The sequence below is a fragment of the Actinomadura sp. 1N219 genome (assembly GCF_044326405.1).
GTDB lineage: Bacteria > Actinomycetota > Actinomycetes > Streptosporangiales > Streptosporangiaceae > Spirillospora.
On sequence record NZ_JBIRAY010000006.1, the window covers coordinates 154958 to 174351 of the forward strand.

Sequence of the window (19394 nt, forward strand, 5' to 3'; positions counted from 1 at the left end):
CCAGTCAGGGACCCGTCGCCGGGGCCGGGGGCGTCCAGTCTTCGGGTTCGGCGACCCAGCCCGCGAGCAGGACGAGCCCGGTCGGCCGGTGCCAGGCGAGGAACCCGAACGGCCGGTCGAACGTGACGTTCAGGACCTTCGCCTCCGCCATCGGGGCGGCCGAGGGCACCGCGCTCATCGCCGTGACCGCCGCCGCCCTGAACCCCTCGGCGCTGAACGTGGCGGTGGCGTCCTGGGCCGCCTGGCCGACCGCCAGGGGCGTCCGGCTGATGCCGGGCAGGTGGCCGCGGCCGTCCGCGGCGGAGACGGCCGACAGCCCGAACACCCCGGCGCGGGCCAGCAGGTCGTGCTCGGCGGTGATGTCGAAGCGCGCGGTGGTCGCGGTGAGGGTCGTATGGGGCTCGAACGCGAGGGCCGTGTCCACCCGAAGGCCGGGCGCCTTTTCGGCGAGGGTCCGCTTGAGCAGCGTCTCACCGCGGCGAAGCCGGTGCTGCCCGTCGGTGGCCGCCATCGCCGCGGCGAGCACGCCGCCGGGGTGACGGCCGGGCTCCCCCATGCAGAGGATCACGTCGACGTCGTCCTCGCCGTGGACGGTCAGCAGCGTGACCGGGCCCGCCGGGGTCTCCTCCGCGAGGGTGAGCCGGTTGACGTCGGGGCTGGTGTGCGTCAGGCCCGCCGCCTCCTTGGCGCGCCCCGCCCACGGGCCGTCCGCGGGCTTGAGCGGGACGTCCTGGAACAGCTCCTTCCAGCGCGTGTCGACGGTCAGCGCGGTGGCGAGCACGAGCGCCGTCTCCGGCCGCACCTGGACCGGCATCCGCGTCAGCCGGCCGCTCGTGTTCCGCCGGACCCACTCGTCCAGTCCGGCCTGGTCGTCGGAGGGGTCGCCGGTCAGCTCGCCGCGCGCCTCGGCGGGGACGACCTTGTGCCACCACGGCTCCACGGGAAGCTCCGCGCGCGCCCACACGCCGAACGCGCCCGTCGCCGCCGTCGCGCTGGCGAGCATGCCCAGCGCGACGCGCGCGTGCCGGTCGGCGCCCGCGGCGTCGACGCCGATGGCCCGCTGGAGTTCCGCCCGGCCCGGCTCGCGCGACGCGGCGGCCAGGAACGCCAGCAGCGGCCACACCCCGGCGCCGGACAGGACCGTGGTCGAGCCGTCGCACGCTTCCGTGGCCCACCGCGCGGTCAGTGCGTTGGACGCGGGGACGAGTTCACCGCTCATGCGCTCTCTCCCTCTGCCATCGGCGGGCGAGGTGTTGATCTTAGTGAGAAAGCGGTGGTTTGTCCCATGCCGCAGGCCGCGGCGCCGGCGACCGGGCCACGACGGCGGCGACCGGGTCAGTCGTCGTCGACGACCTCGCCGAAGATGCGGTCGACGGCTCTGGCCGCCGCCTGGCCGTCGTCGTGCGGGCAGTACTTCACGAAGAAGCGGTCGTAGGCGTCCGCGTGGCGCTCTTCGGAGTCGGACGCCTTCGCAACCGCCTCGGCGACCTGCGCGGACGTCGTCGCGATCGGGCCGGGCGCCTCCGCTTCCAGGTCGAAGGTGAAGCCGCGCAGATGATCGCGGTAGCGGGCCAGGTCGTAGGCGTAGAGAACGATCGGCCTGCCCAGGATCGCGTAGTCGACCATGGCGGACGAGTAGTCGGTGACGAGCACGTCGGCGGCCATGTACAGCTCGGCGATGTCCGGGTAGCGGGACACGTCGATGAGGGAATCGTCCATCGCGGGACGGTTCCGGTCGGTGACGAGGTGGTGTGGCCGTAGCAAGAGGACGTGGTCGTCACCGAGGGCCTGGCGCATGGTTTCCACGTCGAGTTCCAGGGAGAAACCGAGCCAGCCGGGGGCGTGGTGCCGGTCGTCCCGCCATGTGGGCGCGTAGAGGACGGCCTTCTTTCCGTCCGGAATTCCCAAGCGCTTGCGTATGCGGCTCCCGATGCTCTCCCACTCGGGTGCGCTGAGGATGTCGTTGCGCGGGTATCCGGCCTCCAGGACGTCCCCGTCGTACCTGAACGCGCGGCGCATGACCTGTGTGGCGAGCGGGCTCGGGGACAGCAGCAGATCCCACCGCGCCACTTCCCCCTCCATCCAGTCGAGCCGTTCGACGCGCTGGTACGGCATGTCCCGGAGGTCGTGGGCCAGCCGCTTCAGCGGCGTACCGTGCCATGTCTGGACGTAGGTCTGGCCCTCGCGCTTGACGTACCAGGGCGGCAATCCGTGGTTCGTGACGATGTAGCGGGCGCGCGCAAGAACGCGGTAGTGCTCACGGCTTCCCGCCTGGACGATCCTGGCCTTTCCGTCGACCGCGAACTGGCCGTCCAGGGAAACCCACACGCATTCCAGATTTGACTTTCGGCGGGCCAGTTCCTCGTAGATGGCTCGCGGGTTGCAGCTGTACTGCGTGCTGCCGTGGCTGTCGAACACGACGACGTCCGCCAGTGGGCTGCGCAGGTAGACGGGGTAGTCGCGCTGCTGGAGGAGCACTTGGGCGTGTCCGCTGCGTTCGTCGTCGTCCAGGGCCGGACGGCTGCGAAGCTGAATGGCGTCGATCTGGTAAACGCCGACCTCGAATTCGTGCGTTCCCTGGTTCTGCCAGCTGGGCAGGCTCGGGATCGCCTCACGTTCGGCGACGACGGCCACCTCGCCGGAACGCGTGCGCGCCAGCAGGTCCCAGGTTCCGCTGCTCAAGGGGAGGTCCGTCCCGAACATGGCCATCGTCGCGGGAGTGAAAGCGGCGGTGAACCGGTACTGCTTCCACGTGACGGGAATGCGGTGCTCGTCGCCCGAACGGCGGCGTCGCAGGACGAGGTGATCCGGGCGGTCGTCCGGGTCTGCGAATTCGCCGGTCAGGGTGAGGAGCCCGTTCTCGTCCCATTCGGCCTCTGTCACGACGGGCCGGACGGTCCGCTCGACACCGCGCAGATTCCCGAACGCGGTGCGCGTCAACGCGAACTCCCGCGCGCGCTTGGCATCGGTCGGGAGGACGTACCGGACGGGGTCGACGTTGCTCGCGACGGTGAGCCGCATAGGGCCGCCCTCGCCGGTCAGCCGGATGTCCCAGTCGATGGCGTCCAGCAGGTGCGCGGAGGCGTGTCCGGTGTCGAGACCGTGTCCGGGGGCGTCGCCGGCTGGGACAGAGATCAGGCGCTGCATGGGCAGCTTCGCCTTGAAGTCGAAACCGGTGCCCGCCGCCATGCGCAGCACGGACGACGGGCGCAGCGTCACCTCACCTCGGACCTCCGCACCGCCGTGCCGCCGTGCGGCGACCAAGGCCGCCTCTGCGCCGAGGGCCCGCCGCGTCCATCCCGTCAGTTCGAGCATGTCCCCGTCACGGCGGAGCCCCGTGAGGACGGCTTTGGACCGCTTGACGTGGACGACGAACACATCGTCGTCACCCGCGGCCGGTTGGACGGCCACGTGTTCGTCCACGTGCCGCGCGGCCGTCCACCGCACTGCCGGGGCCACCGCCGTCAGCCGCTGGACTGCCTTGCGTCCCGCCGTGGACACTTCGACGAACAATTCGTAGGTGGCGGTACGCCATTCGTCGCCGTCCAGGAGGTAATCGGGCTCCACTCGCACGGAGAAACCGGACCAGTCGTAGGAGACGACCGTGCGGTCGCCCTGGACGGTGGCCTCCGGGCAGCGGATCCGCTCCACCTGGAGCCGGATCTCCTTGCCGGTCCTGACGTCGCGCATCCAGACGCGGAGGCGGGAGTCCGTCTCCGACGACACGTCGAAGATGTCGAAGTGGGCGTGGCCTTCGACGATGAGCGTGTCGGCGTCCCACTCGACACGGTCCACGTCCGCGTGCAGGCGGAGCTCGTCGGTGACGTCGTACAGGTCATCGGGTATGGCGCGTTCCACATCGCCGTAGAAGGGGTAGCGGGCGTACCAGCGCTGCTTCCGGCGGCCCCGCTGCACGATCGGAACGTCCCGCAGGCCGTTCCCTTCCTGGCTGACCACCTCCAGGAGTTCGGGCAGCATCCGCTCGCCGAGCAGGTGCGTTTCCAGCCGCCTGATCGACGGCAGGCCGTCGGCGGCGGAACGTTCGGCGGAGGTGACGAACCCGGCGCCCAGCTCGACCAGACGCTCGCGCTCCTGCCAGGTGGCCCCGGGCAGGGCGAGGATCAGCGCACGGACGTCCAGGTCTAGGGCGTACCTGTCGTGGACGGCCAGAAGGTCCGGCGCGTGCTCGTCCACGAGTTTCCGGACGTTCGCCAGTACGGCCATCTGTTCGGTGACGGCCACCGGGTCATGACGGAGCCTTGTCGCCGTCACCGGACGGACCCGCCAGAAGTACACGGTCGTGTCGAGCACGTCCACGGCCTTGGCCAGGAGCTGGGCTCGCAGGGCGGTGAACGCGTCCCGTGTCGAGGGGAGCTTGAAACCGTGCGCGTCCCAGAATGCGCGCCGGTACACCTTGTTGAACACCGTCCTGTCCTGGAGAAGGGCGGCGTGATGGGTGACGTGCGTCGTCCTTATCGTCTCGGCGTAGGGCTCGGTGTGTATCGGGGACTCGTGCACCTGAGTGCCGTCCAGACGCACCACGTTTCCGCCGACGAGGTCGGACCCGGTCGACTCCAGGGTGCCGACCATGAGTTCGTACGCGTACGGCGGCAGCACATCGTCGCCGTCGACGAAGGCGAGGTACGGAGCCTTGGCGTCCTCGACAGCAGCGGCTATGGCCGATCCGCCGTCTATTGCCGATCCGCTGCCTGACGGCTGTAGAAGTGTGAATCGGTCGTCCCGGTCTGCGAAACCCTTAGCGATGGCGGTCGCGCCGCCGTCCCCCGACCCTTCGTCCAGTAGGAGCACCTCAAGGTCGTGCAACGTCTGCCCGGCGAGCGACTCCAGGCATTCCGCGAGATGGGCTCCGTCGTTATGGGCTCCGTCGTTGCGGAAAGGGACGACGACACTGATCCGAGGTGACACGAGCAGCTCCGTGATGGGTTTTCAATGGGCGGGCTATACCGGACGCTGGAGGACCCGGTCGAGCACGCGGGAGGCGGCGTGGCCGTCGTCGTGCGGGCAGTACCGGGCCGCGAACGCAGCACGCGAACTGCGGTACCCGGCGTCGAGCGCCGCCGGCTCGCGCAAGGCGTCCACGACCTCCTGCGAGGTGCTCAGCAGCGGTCCGGGGGCCTCCGCGTCGAAGTCGAAGTAGAAACCGCGTACGTGGTCGCGGTAGCGCTCCAGGTCGTAGGTGAAGAACACCATCGGCCGGCCCGTGACGGCGAAATCGAACATGGACGACGAGTAGTCCGTGACGAGCACGTCGCTGATGAGGTACAGCTCGGAGATGTCGGGGTACACGGACGCGTCGATGACGCAGTCACCGGGCCGCAACTTGGGCCGGTCGGTGACGAGGTAGTGGGTGCGCAGTAGCAGGACATGGTCGCGGCCCAATGCCTGCCTGAACCGTTCGATGTCGAACTCCAGGCGGAACGCCCGCTTGCCGATCGCGAGGTGGAAGTCGTCCCGCCAGGTCGGCGCGTACAGGACGACCTTCTTCCCGTCCGGGATGCCGAGCCGCCTGCGCACCGCCGACGCGATCTCCTCCCGCTGCGGGCTGTTCAGGACGTCGTTGCGCGGATAGCCGCTGACGAGGACGTCGCCCTCATAGCCGAAAGCCTGCCGGAACAGCGGAACGGAGAACTCGTTCTGGGCGATGAGCAGATCCCACTGGGGAACGTCGTACTCCATCCAGTCGACGCCCTCGGTGCGCTTGTACGGCATCTGCTTGACGTCGTATCCGAGCTTCTTCAACGGCGTCCCATGCCAGCACTGCACATACGTCTGGTCGTCGCGCTTGGTGAACCATTCCTGCTGGGACCAGTTACCGATGACGTAGCGCGCGCGGGCGAGCGCCTCGTAGTACTCCCGCGTGCCGGTCAGGACGGTCCGTGCACCCGCCGGCTTACCGAACTGGCCGTTCTCGGTGACCCACACGAACTCCAGGTCGGTTTCGCGCCGTCGAAGCTCGTCGTAGATACCGCGTGGGTTGCACGAGTACTGGCGTCCTTTGTAGGCATCGAACAAGGCCAGTTCGCGGACGGGCAGATTCAGGTGGCGCCGGTAGTGCCCGGACCGTATCCGGCTCTGCGCGTAGGCGCCGCGCTCGTCGTCGTCCAGGGCGACCTCGACCTGGAGCTGCAACTGGTCGGTCTTCTGTGTGCGCAACGTGATCCTGTGCAGACCCGCCTCGAACGGCTCCGGCAGGTCGCGAAGGGTGTGCCGTCTGACGACGACCGGCTGTTCCCGTCCGCCGACGTCCGCGAAGGCATCCCAACGGCCGGAGACGAGCGGACGGGCAAACCCCAGGACCTGCATACGCGCGGGGCAGAATTTGGCGATGAAACGGTCGCCTTCCCAGCGCAACGTGACCGTGTGCTCCTCGGACGAGCGTCGCCGCCGGAGAATCAGCGCATCTGGCCGTTCGACCTGGTTGGTGCACGTCCCTTCCAGGCGCAGGGCACCGTCGTCCGACCAGGACACCACGTCCACGGCCAGAACCCGTTCGCGGACGACGATTCGCATCGTGCTACGTCGCGTCCTGGCGAGTTCGACCTCTCCGCCAGGGACCGGGAACGCGGTACCGGCCGATTTCTCTTCCAGGTACGGCTTGACGCCGCCCAGCAGGGTGACCTCCCAGTCGCCGGGATGCCTGACCAGCCCCGCGACGGGCAGCTTGGCACGGAAACCGTGGTCGCCTTCGCCGGAACGGCCGTTGTCGAGCGGTTCGACGGGGCCGGTGACTTTGGCGTGTCCGCCCTTCGGCACGGCGACGATCCTCGGCTTGTCGCCGAGAGGGGCGCGGCTCCAGCCGTCCAGCCACAGCTCCCCGCCCTCCAGACTGGCTTCGAGGCCGCCTTCCAGCCGCCCGCCGTCCAGGTGGCAGCCGACGACGGCCGCGGCCGTGCGCCGCACCTGCAGCACGAACCGGCGCCTGCCCGCGACGCCCTGCACGCGGACGCCGGGGGCGCATTCCCGGTCGGCCGGCCACTGCGGGCCGGTCTGCCGCGGGTTCGAGAACGTCGTCCGCCGCCGCAGCCCCCGGTTGACGATCTCGACGCACGGGATCCAGTCGACGTCCCGCCAGCGCCCGAACATCCGCAGCGACGACGGGTCGATGTCCGCGACGAACCCGGACCAGTCGTAGGACACCGCCGACTGCCGCGACCGCGCGGTCACGTCCGGCCGCCGCACCCGCCTGACCGGGACGCGCATCAGGCCCCGCTTGTTCGCCGCCAGCAGCCACACCCTGATGCGGGAGCCGTCCTCGGTGGACGAGTCCAGATGCCGGATATAGGCGTGCCCCTCGATGCGCAGGCGCCCGTCCACCCATTCGGTCCGGTCGATCCACGCCGCCGGCCTGAGCTCGTCGGTCACGTCGTACACGTGCAGCGGGACGCCCCGCTCCTCGTCCTCGAAGAACGGGAACTCCGCGTACCACCGGTGCCGCAGGCCGCGCCGCACCCTCGGCGCGTCCGCCGCCTTCTTCAGCTGGACGTAACGCAGCACTTCCAGCAACTCAGGCAGCATCCGGCGGCACAGCAGATGCAGTTGCAGGCGCGTCATCGCGGGAAGCCGTTTCAGAACGCGCGGGCTGATTCCCTCCGCGAGGTCAGCGCCGATGGCGACGAGTTCAGCCTGTTGCCCGTCCTGCGTCCTGGGCAGCGCCTCGAACAGGACGCGAAGCTCGATCGCGACCAGGGCCTGCTCGTCGTAGGCGTTCAGAAGACGCGGCGCGTACTCGGCCATCCCGTCGCGCAGTACACGCGCGGACGCCAATCGCTGGGTGATGTTGTCCCAGTCGTAGCGTTCCTCTGTGATGGACCCCGGCCGCTTACGCCAGAAGTAGACCGTCTCACTCAGAACGTCCACGGAACGCGCCAGCGCATGCGCGCGCGCCGTGACAGGCGGATCCTCGTAGTAGCCCTTGGGGAATTCCAGGCCGGCCTTGTCCCAGAACTCACGCCGGTACACCTTGTTCCACGGCGTCCGGTCGCGCATGAGCCCCGGCTTGGACGACACATGCGTCCTCGAACACGACTCCGCGAACACCCCGTCGTGCAGGTGCGACTGCCAGTCCCGGTCGCCGTCCATCCGGTGCACGTTCCCGGACGCCATGTCGGACCCGGACCGCTCCAGCGACCCGACCAGCCGCGCGTACGCCTCCCGCTCGACGACGTCGTCGGCGTCGGCGAACGCCAGAAACTCGCCCTTCGCCTGCCGCACCCCCGCGTTGCGCGCGGGCCCCGGCCCCTCGTTGTCGCGCGTCACCAGCCGGAACCGCGAGTCCCTGGCGCACATCTCCTTCGCGATGACGGCGCCGTTGTCGACGGACCCATCGTCCACCATGATCACTTCAAGGTCGCGCAGCGTCTGCCCGGCCAGCGACTCCAGGCATTCCTGGATGAACTCCTCGGTGTTGTGGAACGGCACGACGACGCTGAGCTTCGGGGACATGGGGCCTCCTCCTCGCCCCACCGAGCATGGTGACGTTCTGTCGCCGCATGAACGCGCATCGCGATTGCCAGGCCATCCCCTGACCCAGACTTGACCTCGCATGGCCGCCATTTACCGCCAGATGACCTAACACCCCGGCGCGCCGCCGAGCCGCAGACGCCACGGCGGACGGGTCGCTCAGCGGATCGGGAGGCGGCCGGGGTGCGGGATCGGGGCGGCGGGGTCGGCGACACGGCGCGTGAAAGTGCCGTGGAAACCGAACGGAAGGTGATGCGGCAGGTGCAGCGCCGCGATCGGAGCGAGGTCGCGGGCGTCCAGGACGGTCAGCTGCGAACGATGCTCGGCGGCGAGATAAACCACGGACAACAGCCACCCGTCGTCCTCGGCCGCATCGGGAGTACGCGGGACGAAAATGGGTTCACCCACATAAGTGTGCGAGCCCAACTCCTGCACCTGCGTATTGCCGGTGTCGTTGTCGACCTTCAGGACGCTGTCGTACGCGCCGCTCGGGCCCGTCCGTCCGGCCAGGTAGGTGTAGCGATGCGGACGGGTGGAGCGCCGCCAGTCGTACTGCGGAAACTCCCCGGCCAGCTCGGACAGCGGCGTTTCGATAACACGTCCGCCCGCGGTGATCCGGTACCGCATGAGCCGGCTAGACGGCAGATCTGTGAAACGCGTGCGAAATTCCGAAAGGTCACGCCTGAGCGCGCTGAAATCGTCGAACAGCACCAAGTCGACAACGGTGTCGGCACCGTCCTCGAAGGCGTTCGCGACGTGGACGTGGACGAGCGCGTCATGCTCCACGATGCGCGCCGGTCCCCCATTGCGCGGAACGAGCACGAACCGCGTCCCTTTCTCCGGACGATGCCGAATCGCGTCGAGAACGGGCGCGCCGCTGAGCATCGTCCGCAGGTCGAACATGTACGGGTCGAGGACGAACACCATGTGCTCCCTGGTGAGCGCCACGTCATGGTTCCACGGCATGTTCATCATCCGGACCTTGGCGAGCCGCCGCAGCCGTCCGCGCCGATCCACCTTCCAGCAATTCAGGGACGGCAGCGGAGTGAAGTCCTGGCCGAAATTGAACATCTCGCCCGTCGCCGGGTCCCATTTCGGATGGGCGGAGAACGCCTTGAGCATGCCGCGCAGCCGTCCGCCGAAGTCGTGCACGCCGAGAGTTTCCAGCGTGTCCGGGTCGAGGCGATGCGGCGGGCCGCCCTCCCACAGGGCCAGGAGCCGGTCGGCGTGCAGCGCGACGCCGGTGTTGGCGACGTTCGCGGGGCCGCCCCCTCGCGCGAAGTTGGCCCAGAACCCGCCCGGAAGCGCCGTCCCGACACCGGGATGGCGCGGCCGGCCCGAGACCATGCCGTCCCTGAATTGGGACGTCCGTACGTACCGGTTCCGGAACCGCGCGGACCGTCCGTCGAAGGTGAATTGCGAGACCATCCCGTCGCCGTCGAACAGGTGGTGCAGCAGCGTGCGTCCGACCTCCCATTTGCCGGGCCCGATGCGGTAGAGCGTCCCGATGAGCCCGGACGGTAGCTCGCCGTCGATCTGGTCGATGACGTACTCGTGCTCGTGCACCAGCGGCGCGAAGATCCACCCCATGTCCGGAGCGGTGATCCGGGACGAACCCGCGATCGGGGACGGAGGGATGTTCCGCGACATGGACGCCTCCCGCATCTGGCCACACCCGTATCCAGAACGTAAATTCTGGCAACACCCGTGTCAAGATTGGGGGGTGACTTCCCGTCCCTACGCCGGCGTCACCGCCGACCGCCGCCGCGCCGACCGCCGTGCCGCGCTCCTCGACGCCGCCCTGGACCTCCTGGCGGCCCAAGGTCTCCGCGGCACGTCCCTACGCGCGGTCTGCGCGCGCGCCGGGCTCAACCCGCGCTACTTCTACGAAAGCTTCACCGACCTGGACGCCCTGCTCACCGACGTCCACGACCGCATCATCGCCGAGACCGCGGACGCCGCCGCCCGGGGAGTCTCCGCCGCCGGCCCCGGCGCCTCCCTGCACGCCGCCGTCCGCTCCGCCGCGACGGCCGTCCTGGACGTGTACCGAGCCGACCCGCGCAAGGCCCGCGCCGTTCTGATCGAAGCGTCCGCCAGCCCCGTCCTGCGCGCCCGCCAGCGCGAGGCACGCCGCCACTACACCCGCCTCGTCATCGAGTACGCCCGGACCTTCTACGACATCCCGTCCGACGCCGACGCGCAGATGCACTTCACCGCCACCATGCTGGTGGCGGGCTGGTCCGAGAACCTCATCGCCTGGCTGGACGGCGAACTCCAGACCACCGCGTCCACCCTGGCCCACATGTTCGCCGACGCCACCGAAGCCCTGGCCACCCACGCCGCCGCGAACCTCCCGCACTGACCGTGCGGGAGGCACAGGGCCTGACGTCCACTTCCCGCCAGGGCGGGATCTAGAGAGTCATTCCCACTCGATGGTGCCCGGGGGCTTGGACGTGATGTCGACCGTGACGCGGTTGATCTCGCGGACCTCGTTGGTGATGCGGGTCGAGATCCGCTGCAGCAGCTCGTAAGGGAGCTTCGCCCAGTCGGCCGTCATCGCGTCCTCGCTCGTCACGGGACGCAGCACGATCGGGTGGCCGTAAGTGCGGCTGTCCCCCTGGACGCCGACGGAACGGACGTCCGCCAGCAGGACGACGGGGAACTGCCAGACGTCGCGGTCGAGCCCCGCGTTGGTGAGCTCCTCGCGGGCGATGGCGTCGGCGTCGCGGAGGATGTCGAGGCGGTCGCGGGTGACGGCGCCGACGATGCGGATGCCGAGGCCGGGGCCGGGGAACGGCTGGCGCCAGACGATCTCGGTCGGCAGGCCGAGCTGCTCGCCGAGCGCGCGGACCTCGTCCTTGAACAGGGTCCGCAGCGGCTCGACCAGCTTGAACTGCAGGTCTTCGGGGAGGCCGCCGACGTTGTGGTGCGACTTGATGTTGGCCGCGCCGGTGCCGCCGCCCGATTCGACGACGTCCGGGTAAAGAGTCCCCTGGATGAGGAATTCGACCGGTTCGGGGGCGTCTTCCGCGCCTTTCTGGGGGGACGACCCCCCAGCCCCCCCGGAACCGCCTCTGACGATCTCCCTGGCCGCCTCCTCGAAGACGCGGATGAACTCGCGTCCGATGATCTTGCGCTTGTCCTCGGGGTCGGCGACGCCGTCGAGGGCGGCGAGGAAGCGGTCCTGGGCGTCCACGACGTGCAGGTTCACGCCGGTGGCGGCGACGAAGTCCTTCTCGACCTGTTCGGGCTCGCCCTTGCGCAGCAGGCCGTGGTCGACGAACACGCAGGTCAGCTGGTCGCCGATGGCGCGCTGGACGAGCGCGGCGGCGACCGCCGAGTCGACGCCGCCGGACAGTGCGCAGATCGCCCGCTTATGTCCGACCTGCTCCCGCACCGCCTCGATCGACTCGTCCGCGATGTTCACCATCGTCCAGTTCGGACGGCAGCCGGCGCCCTCGTAGAGGAACCGCCGCAGCAGCTCCATGCCGTGCGCGGTGTGCAGCACCTCCGGGTGGAACTGGACGCCGAAGAGGCCGCGTTCGAGGTCCTCCATGCCCGCGACCGGCGTCACGTCCGTGCCGGCCGTTACGGTGAAGCCGGACGGGGCGCGGCTGACGCAGTCGCGGTGCGACATCCACACCGGCTGCTCGTGCGGCAGCCCCGCGAACAGCATGCCGGGGGACGTGACGGTGACCGTCGTACCGCCGAACTCGGCGACGTCGGAGTTCTCCACCGTCCCGCCGAGCGCCTGCGCCATCACCTGGTGGCCGTAGCAGATCCCGAACATGGGGACGCCCTGCCGCTGCGACAGCTCGAAAAGGCCGTCCGGCGCGGCCGGTGCGCCCTTCTCGTACACCGACGCCGGGCCGCCCGACAGGATGATCGCCTTCGGGCGCCGCGCGAGCATCTCCGCGGCCGGCATGGTGGACGGCACGATCTCGCTGAACACATGGCACTCGCGGACGCGCCGCGCGATGAGCTGGGCGTACTGCGCGCCGAAGTCGACGACGAGAACGGTGTCAAAGGATTGGTCTGCGGCCACCAAGAACGCCTTTCGCACGGGCCGGAACGACCCCTCCAGTCTACGGGCCCGCTGCCAGCGCCGATGCGCGCGCCCCTGCGCGCCCCCGGCGCGGACACATGGAGGGATCACACGGTGCGATCACATGGTGCGATCCGCCGATAACGGTCGGCATCCATTTACCTTCATCACACTCACGGCAGGACTTCGCTCTGATACCTGTTGATGACGCCCTGTATTCGCATGGTTCCCGTCCGCAAGCGTCCTCCCTAGGCCCTAGGAGTGCCGTGAAGCTGCTCGCCATCACCGCCTTGATCGCCGCCGCCGTCCCGGCCCTGCCGTCCGGTCCGCCACCGACCGCCGTAGGTACGGGTGCCGCAGGCACGGTCGCGGGCGCTGCCCGTCTGGGCTCTGCACATCAGGGCCATGCACACCGGGACGACTGCGTGGACGCTGGCGCGGACGCCGGCGCACGGTTGCGGCCGGGAGGGCACGGCCGGGAACACAACGACCTGACGCCCGGACAGGCCGCCGCCGTCGAACAGCAACTCAACCGGATATTGGACGGTCTCGGCCTGGACCTCGGCCCGGCGGACGGCACGGGCGGTCAGTCGACCGGCGGCGGCCTGCGCGCCGCTGAACCGATCAGCATTCCCGTCTACTTCCATGTACTGCACGACGGCTCTCAGGGCAACGTCTCCATGGAGGCGGTCAAGCGCCAGATCAACACCTTGAACGATTCCTACGGCGGACGGAACGGAGGCGCGAACACCCGTGTCTCCTTCAAGCTCCGTGCCGTGAGCCGTACGGACAACGCCGACTGGTACAACGATCCCGAACGGCACGAGGGGACGTACAAGCCGAAGCTGCGCAAGGGCGGTAAGTCGACGCTGAATCTCTACAGCGCCCACATAGGCGGGGACCTGCTCGGCTGGTCGACGTTCCCGTGGAAGTACAAGTCCGAGCCGAAGATGGACGGCGTGACCATTCACCACGGCAGCATGCCGGGCGGCCCGATCGACAACTTCAACAAGGGCTTCAGCGCCACGCACGAGGTCGGCCACTGGCTCGGGCTCTACCACACGTTCCAGGACGGCTGCGGAGCCCAGGGCGACCGGGTCGCGGACACCCCGGCCGAGCGCGATCCCACGAACGGCTGCCCGTCCGGCAAGGACACGTGCCTCTCCCCTGGGGCCGACCCGGTGCACAACTACATGGACTACAGCTACGACACGTGCATGACGTCCTTCACCGCTGGGCAGGGCGCCCGAATCCACAAGGTGTGGAAGGCATACCGCGCCTAGCACCCCCAACGTGGCGGGCGCCCTGTACTACCGGACGGCTGCGCTAGCGGGCGGCCTGCACTACCGGACGGCTGCGCTAGCGGGCGGCCTGCGCTGCCGGGCGGCCTGCGCTAGCGGCCGAGGATGCGGGCGGCGTCCTCGGCCGGTAGCCGGCGGACGGCCTCCCGTAGCGTGACTCCCGACATGACGGCGACGCGTGGTTCGACCCACGCCACCACCCATTCCGGATCCTTCTTCGACAGCTCACGCAAGACCCACCCGAGTGCTTTGCGGATGAAGAACTCGCGTTCACCGATCAGGGCGTCCCCGAACCGGTCGAGCCTTACCAGATCCGGGTTCCCCTTCCGGACGCCTGCGAGCAGAGCCAGGACGGCCGTACGCCGTATCCACATGTAGGGATCGCTGACCCAGGCGTCCAGTGCCGTGGCCAGGTCCGGGTACCGGAGGACCATTCCGCCGACGACCTTTTCCGCGATCTGGTCCACGTACACCCAGCTCGCCGAATCGCGAACGAGCCGTTCTGCCATCCCGAGGTCGCGCGGTTCCAGCAACGAGACCCGCTTCATAAGGATCTCTATCGCCGCCATGCGCGCCTCATGCACGGGACGGCCGTCATCGGCCACGTCCCAGAGGGCCCTGGCAAGAGCGACCAAATCGTCCCGCGTGGGCTTGGTCTTAACCGCCGACACCGCCACCTTGCGCACCGCCGGCACGGGCACGCCGATGTGCGCGAAATCGCTCTTCAGGTAGCGCTTCTCATTCTCGGCGCGCACCGGGTCGGCCTGCGTCCGCAACTCCGCCAGGATCCGCGACGCCTCGCCCTCGACATCCATTCGGACACGCTACGCCGCGCGCTAGAGCGCCGTATTCAGCGTTACACGTCCTGATTCGTCCAGGTTTGCCAAAGACGAGAGGGTTGTTCGCATCCACTCTTGTTCCAGCAGTAACTCCGCTCCCCGCGCGCGCCTCCAGCTCGCGCCGCCCCCCGAGGAGTTCCATGAAACGCGCCGGAATCGCCACTGTCTTCGGTGTGCTCGCCGCCTTCAGCGCGTCCACGCCCACCGCCGCCCTGGCCGCCCCCACGCCCCCTGCCGGGCCGTCCTCCCACTGCGCCGACCAACCCGCGGAGGCCCGTGTCCGAGCCGGTTCCCATGTCACCGAACGGAACCAGCCCAACAACGCCCAAGTGGCGGCGATGGAAAAGGACTTCCACGACCGCATCAGCAAGATGCGAAAGAAGCCCAAGGCCGCCCTCACCGTCCGCGTGCACTTCCAGGTCGTGTACGGCAGCGCGGGCAACATCCCGGACGCGACGCTGAACAAGCAGCTCGACATCCTCAACGCCGCCTACAAGGCGAGCGACGTCACGTTCACGCTCGCCGAGATCAAGCGGACGCAGAACGCGGCCTGGTTCTCCGACCCCGAGGGCAACGAGCGCCAGATGAAGACCGCCCTGCGCACGGGCAACGCGCAGGACCTCCACTTCTACACGGCCGACCTCGGCAACAGCCTTCTGGGCTGGGCCACGTTCCCGAGCAGCTACAAGTCCCAGCCCGCGATGGACGGTGTCGTCGTCCACTACCAGAGCCTGCCCGGCGGTTCGCTCGGCAACTACAACGAGGGCGACACAGGCACCCACGAAGTGGGTCACTGGATGGGGCTGTACCACACGTTCCAGGGCGGCTGCTCTGGCCAGGGCGACCAGGTCGCCGACACCCCCGCGGAGCAGAGCCCCGCGTCCGGCTGCCCGACCGGCCGCGACACCTGCACCTCAGCCGGCGTCGACCCGATCCACAACTTCATGGACTACAGCTACGACGCCTGCATGACGGAGTTCACGTCCGGCCAGAACAAGCGCATGCAGGAACAGTGGACGGCCTACCGGACATAGCCGTCACCGTCCACCGCGCCTAGCCATCCCCAGTCCGGCGCCGGAGCCCTCCCGACGCACGCCTCCCCCCGGGCGCGCAGGAGCCGCTCCGGCGCCGGGCTTCTGCGCGCACGAGTGCCGGCGGCGCCCGGCAAGGATGGGGCCGCCGGAGTTTTCCACAGAATGGCGTTCTACTTCCGCCCGCCCCGAGCCGGCCCGAGAATTCAGGCACGAGGTTCGCTACGGGATTCGGGGGCGGTCGTGTCAGGTGATGTCGACGATCGGGAGCCGGAGGGCGCCGGGCGCGTCGGCCGGGACGACGGGGTTCTTCGGTGCGACGGGCTTGAGGCGCTGGTAGGCGTCGCCAAGGGCTGGGCGCGCGTCGTCCTCGGAGCGGTTCGGCCAGAACGACATGGCGCGTTCGGCCTGGGCCGTGATGGTGAGGGACGGGTTGACGCCCAGGTTGGCGGAGACGGCGGAGCCGTCCACGACGTGCAGGCCCGGATGCCCGTAGACGCGGTGGTAGGGGTCGATGACGCCCGACTCGGGCGAGTCGCCGATCACGCATCCGCCGAGGAAGTGCGCCGTCATCGGGACGTCGAACAGGTCGCCCCACGTGCCGCCGGGCATGCCGCCGATCTCCTCGGCGATCAGCCGGGTCGCCTCGTGCCCCTCCGGGATCCACGTCGGGTTGGCCTCGCCATGGCCCGCGGACGCGCGTACGTCCCAGCCGAACGGGCCCCGCTCGGGGCGCAGCGTGATCGAGTTGTCGCGGGTCTGCATGACCAGGGCGATGACGGTCCGCTCGGACCAGTGCCGCACGTCCAGCAGCTGGATCAGGTGGCGGGGGCGGCGCGCCGCCTCGCGGACGAACTTCAGCAGCCGGGGCGTGTGCTTCTCGCCGGGCCGGTCGCCGTCGACGAGAAGCGTCTGGAGGGCGGCGAGCAGGTTGGAGCCCCGCCCGTACCGGACGGGCTCGATGTGCGTGTCCGGTGCCGGGTGGAAGGACGAGGTGATCGCGACGCCCTGGGAGAAGTCGGGCCCCGGCCTGCCGTTGGCGCGGCCGCCGCCGAGGATCGCCTCCGAGTTGGTGCGGGTCAGCGTGCCGAGCCGGTCGGACAGGCGCGTGAGGCTGCCGGTCGCCTTGAGCTTGTGCAGAAGCTTCTGCGTCCCATACGTACCGGCGGCGAAAACGACCTGCCCGGTAGTGAACGTCTTCCGGTTGCGTCCGAACGAGCCGGTCCGCACGATCTCGACCTCGTAGCCACCACCGGCGAGCGGCCGGACGCCGGTCACACGGCTGAGCGGCATCACCCGCGCCCCGGCCTTCTCCGCCAGGTACAGGTAGTTCTCCGTCAGCATGTTCTTCGCGCCGTGGCGGCAGCCCACCATGCACTCGCCGCACTCCAGGCAGCCGCGGCGGCGCGGGCCCGTCCCGCCGAAGTACGGGTCGGCGCTCTCGATCCCGGCGCCGCGCCCGAAGTAGACGCCGACCGGGGTCTGGACGTAGGTGTCGCCCTTGCCCATCCGCTCGGCGACCTTCTTCATGACCTTGTCGGCCTCGGTCGTCGTCGTGTTCTGGACGACACCGAGCATGCGCTTGGCCTGCTCGTAGAAGGGCGCCAATTCGTCCTGCCAGTCGGTGATGTGCGCCCACTGCCGGTCCTTGAAGAACGGCTCCGGCGGGACGTACAGGGTGTTGGCGTAGTTCAGCGACCCGCCCCCGACGCCCGCGCCCGCCAGCACCATCACCCGGCTCGACTTCGCGCCCCGGATCAGATGCATCCGCTGGATGCCGGTGAGCCCGAGCGCCGGCGCCCACAGGTAGCGGCCGATGCGCCAGTTCGTCTTGGGCAGCTCCGGATACCGCGACCCCGGCGCCCCGGACGGGTTCGTGTCGAAACGGCGGCCCGCCTCGATCACGCCGACCCGGTAGCCCTTCTCCGTCAGCCGCAGCGCCGACACGCTCCCGCCGAACCCGGACCCGATGACGAGCACGTCGAAGTCATGCTTCACGGGCGATCCCTACTTGATCCGAAGCTTCTTCATGAGCTTGATCCCGGTCGCCATGACGTCGGCGAACCGGTCGTAGCCGATCCCGCCCGGAGGTTCGAGGTCCATGAGGTGCTGGCTCGCGACCGTCTGCACCTCGGTGAACTTCAGCAGGCCCTCCGACCCGTGGCGGCGTCCCACACCCGACTGCTTCATCCCGCCCATCGGCGAGTCGTACGAGGCGTAGGCCGCGCCGTACCCGTCGTTGATGTTGACCGTCCCGGCCTGGATACGGGCGGCGAGACGCCGGCCCCGCGCCGGGTTCCTGGTCCACACCGAGGCGTTCAGCCCGTACGGCGTGTCGTTGGCGCGGGCGACGACCTCGTCCTCGTCCCGGTACTTGTAGAGCGCGACGACGGGTCCGAACGTCTCGTTCGCGCACAGGTCCATGTCGCCGTTGACGTCCGCGAGCACCGTCGGCTCGTAGAACAGCGGCCCGATGTCCGGACGCGCCTTCCCGCCGGCGAGAACGGTGGCCCCCTCCTCAACGGCCTGGTCAACGTGCCTCGTCACCGCTTCCAGCTGCCGCTCGTAAGTGAGCGACCCCATCTCGGCCTTGAAGTCGAGACCGGTCCCGAGCCTCATGCCCTTGACCAGCTCGACGAACCGGGGAACGAACCGGTCGTAGACGTCCTCGTGCACGTACATCCGCTCGATCGAGATGCACAGCTGCCCGGCGTTGGTGAAGCACGCGCGGACGGCGCCTCGCGCGGTGCGCTCGACGTCGGCGTCCGGCATCACGATCATCGGGTTCTTGCCGCCGAGCTCCAGCGAGTACGCGACCAGCCGCGGTGCGACCTTCTCCGCGATGGCCTTGCCGCCCCGCGTCGACCCGGTGAACGAGACGTAGTCGGCGTTCTCCACCAGGGGATCACCGATCTCGGACGGCTCGCCCACGACGACCTGCCACACGCCACGGGGCAGCCCAAGCTCGATCAGCAGATCGAGGACCCACAGGCTCGACAGGCACGTCTGGGTGTCCGGCTTGTGGATCACCGCGTTCCCCGCCATCAGCGCCGGCGCGATGTCACTCGCCCCCAGCGCGAACGGGTAGTTCCACGGCGCGATCAGCGCCACGACGCCCTTCGGGTGCCGCAACTCCTGCACGCGGGTCAGCCCGGGCACCATGCCCTGCCTGCGGCGCGGCTTCAGCAGCCGCGCGGCCCGCCGCGCGTAGTACAGCGAGCACAGCGTCACGTCGAGGAACTCCTCCATCGCATGACGCCGCGCCTTGCCGGTCTCCAACTGGATGACGTCCAGGATCTCCGCGCGCCGGTCGACGAGCACGTCCGCGAGCCTGAGGAACGGCTTGACCCTCTCGCTCACCGGCAACCGCGCCCACGCCGCCTGCGCCTCCCGGGCCCGCTCGTACGCCTTGCGGACGTCGTCGGCGCTGGAGAGCGGAACGGTCGCGAGGGCCTCGCCGGTGAACGGGCACGGGATCGTCGCGGTGTCGGCGCCGTCCGAGGCGATGTGGGATGCCAGCCGATCGATCAGGTTCTTGGGCAGCGTGCGCTCTGCCGCGCCTTCGGCACGGACCGTCGGAGAAGCCATGCACGCAGCGTAGGACGCCTCGCCCGCTCTTGGCTACCCGCAAGTAACGCACGACGTGGGCGGTTTGCCGCACAGCTCCCGGTTCCTTGTCACCCGCCGCCGACACGGC

The 19394-nt window shown here is 69.4% G+C and carries 11 protein-coding genes; 3 read left to right on the forward strand and 8 right to left on the reverse strand.

What is annotated here, in order from left to right; all coding sequences use genetic code 11:
* Positions 1-4 precede the first annotated feature (4 nt).
* The 4 genes from ACH35V_RS20365 to ACH35V_RS20380 all read right to left on the reverse strand — a co-directional run bounded on the left by ACH35V_RS20365 (position 5) and on the right by ACH35V_RS20380 (position 10131).
* Positions 5-1219 carry a serpin family protein gene (locus tag ACH35V_RS20365; protein WP_395974369.1) on the reverse strand — a complete coding sequence of 405 codons (1215 nt, stop codon included), beginning with the start codon at positions 1217-1219 and terminating at the stop codon, positions 5-7.
* Between the two features lie 116 nt (positions 1220-1335).
* A complete protein-coding gene (locus ACH35V_RS20370) occupies positions 1336-4926 on the reverse strand; it encodes a CDP-glycerol glycerophosphotransferase family protein (RefSeq protein ID WP_395974371.1) in 3591 nt (1196 codons plus the stop codon).
* A 33-nt stretch (positions 4927-4959) separates the two neighbouring features.
* Positions 4960-8463: a CDP-glycerol glycerophosphotransferase family protein gene (locus ACH35V_RS20375; protein ID WP_395974373.1), complete on the reverse strand. Its 3504-nt coding sequence runs from the start codon at positions 8461-8463 to the stop codon at positions 4960-4962.
* Between the two features lie 177 nt (positions 8464-8640).
* The gene (locus ACH35V_RS20380; protein WP_395974375.1) at positions 8641-10131 is read right to left on the reverse strand and encodes a carotenoid oxygenase family protein; all 1491 of its coding nucleotides are present in this window, start codon (positions 10129-10131) and stop codon (positions 8641-8643) included.
* A gap of 73 nt (positions 10132-10204) precedes the next feature.
* Between ACH35V_RS20380 and ACH35V_RS20385 the strand changes: the two genes are divergently transcribed.
* A complete protein-coding gene (locus ACH35V_RS20385) occupies positions 10205-10843 on the forward strand; it encodes a TetR/AcrR family transcriptional regulator (RefSeq protein ID WP_395974377.1) in 639 nt (212 codons plus the stop codon).
* Positions 10844-10900: 57 nt separating this feature from the next.
* On the opposite strand, the gene guaA is transcribed toward ACH35V_RS20385, so the two are convergent.
* A complete protein-coding gene (gene guaA, locus ACH35V_RS20390; RefSeq protein WP_395974379.1) occupies positions 10901-12526 on the reverse strand; it encodes a glutamine-hydrolyzing GMP synthase in 1626 nt (541 codons plus the stop codon).
* 266 nt (positions 12527-12792) lie between these two features.
* Between guaA and ACH35V_RS20395 the strand changes: the two genes are divergently transcribed.
* Positions 12793-13809, forward strand: coding sequence for a zinc metalloprotease (locus ACH35V_RS20395; protein WP_395974380.1), 1017 nt, complete (start codon positions 12793-12795; stop codon positions 13807-13809).
* Positions 13810-13919: 110 nt separating this feature from the next.
* On the opposite strand, the gene ACH35V_RS20400 is transcribed toward ACH35V_RS20395, so the two are convergent.
* Complete coding sequence (locus ACH35V_RS20400) at positions 13920-14603, reverse strand: DNA alkylation repair protein (protein ID WP_395974382.1); 684 nt, start codon at positions 14601-14603, stop codon at positions 13920-13922.
* A gap of 434 nt (positions 14604-15037) precedes the next feature.
* Between ACH35V_RS20400 and ACH35V_RS20405 the strand changes: the two genes are divergently transcribed.
* Positions 15038-15700, forward strand: a complete 663-nt coding sequence (locus ACH35V_RS20405) for a zinc metalloprotease (RefSeq protein ID WP_395974745.1) — start codon at positions 15038-15040, stop codon at positions 15698-15700.
* A gap of 243 nt (positions 15701-15943) precedes the next feature.
* Here the strand turns inward: ACH35V_RS20405 and ACH35V_RS20410 are convergent, their stop codons facing one another.
* Both ACH35V_RS20410 and ACH35V_RS20415 read right to left on the reverse strand, forming a co-directional pair.
* Positions 15944-17695 carry a GMC oxidoreductase gene (locus ACH35V_RS20410; RefSeq protein ID WP_395974384.1) on the reverse strand — a complete coding sequence of 584 codons (1752 nt, stop codon included), beginning with the start codon at positions 17693-17695 and terminating at the stop codon, positions 15944-15946.
* Positions 17696-17704: 9 nt separating this feature from the next.
* Positions 17705-19285 (reverse strand): succinic semialdehyde dehydrogenase, encoded by a 1581-nt coding sequence (locus tag ACH35V_RS20415; protein ID WP_395974386.1) that lies wholly within the window; start codon positions 19283-19285, stop codon positions 17705-17707.
* Positions 19286-19394 lie beyond the last annotated feature (109 nt).

Coding starts and splice junctions, on each gene's coding strand:
- ACH35V_RS20365 (WP_395974369.1), bottom strand. CDS start 1,219: ATGAGCGGTGAACTCGTCCCCGCGTCCAACGCACTGACCGCGCGGTGG.
- ACH35V_RS20375 (WP_395974373.1), bottom strand. CDS start 8,463: ATGTCCCCGAAGCTCAGCGTCGTCGTGCCGTTCCACAACACCGAGGAG.
- ACH35V_RS20380 (WP_395974375.1), bottom strand. CDS start 10,131: ATGTCGCGGAACATCCCTCCGTCCCCGATCGCGGGTTCGTCCCGGATC.
- ACH35V_RS20405 (WP_395974745.1), top strand. CDS start 15,038: ATGCGAAAGAAGCCCAAGGCCGCCCTCACCGTCCGCGTGCACTTCCAG.
- ACH35V_RS20415 (WP_395974386.1), bottom strand. CDS start 19,285: ATGGCTTCTCCGACGGTCCGTGCCGAAGGCGCGGCAGAGCGCACGCTG.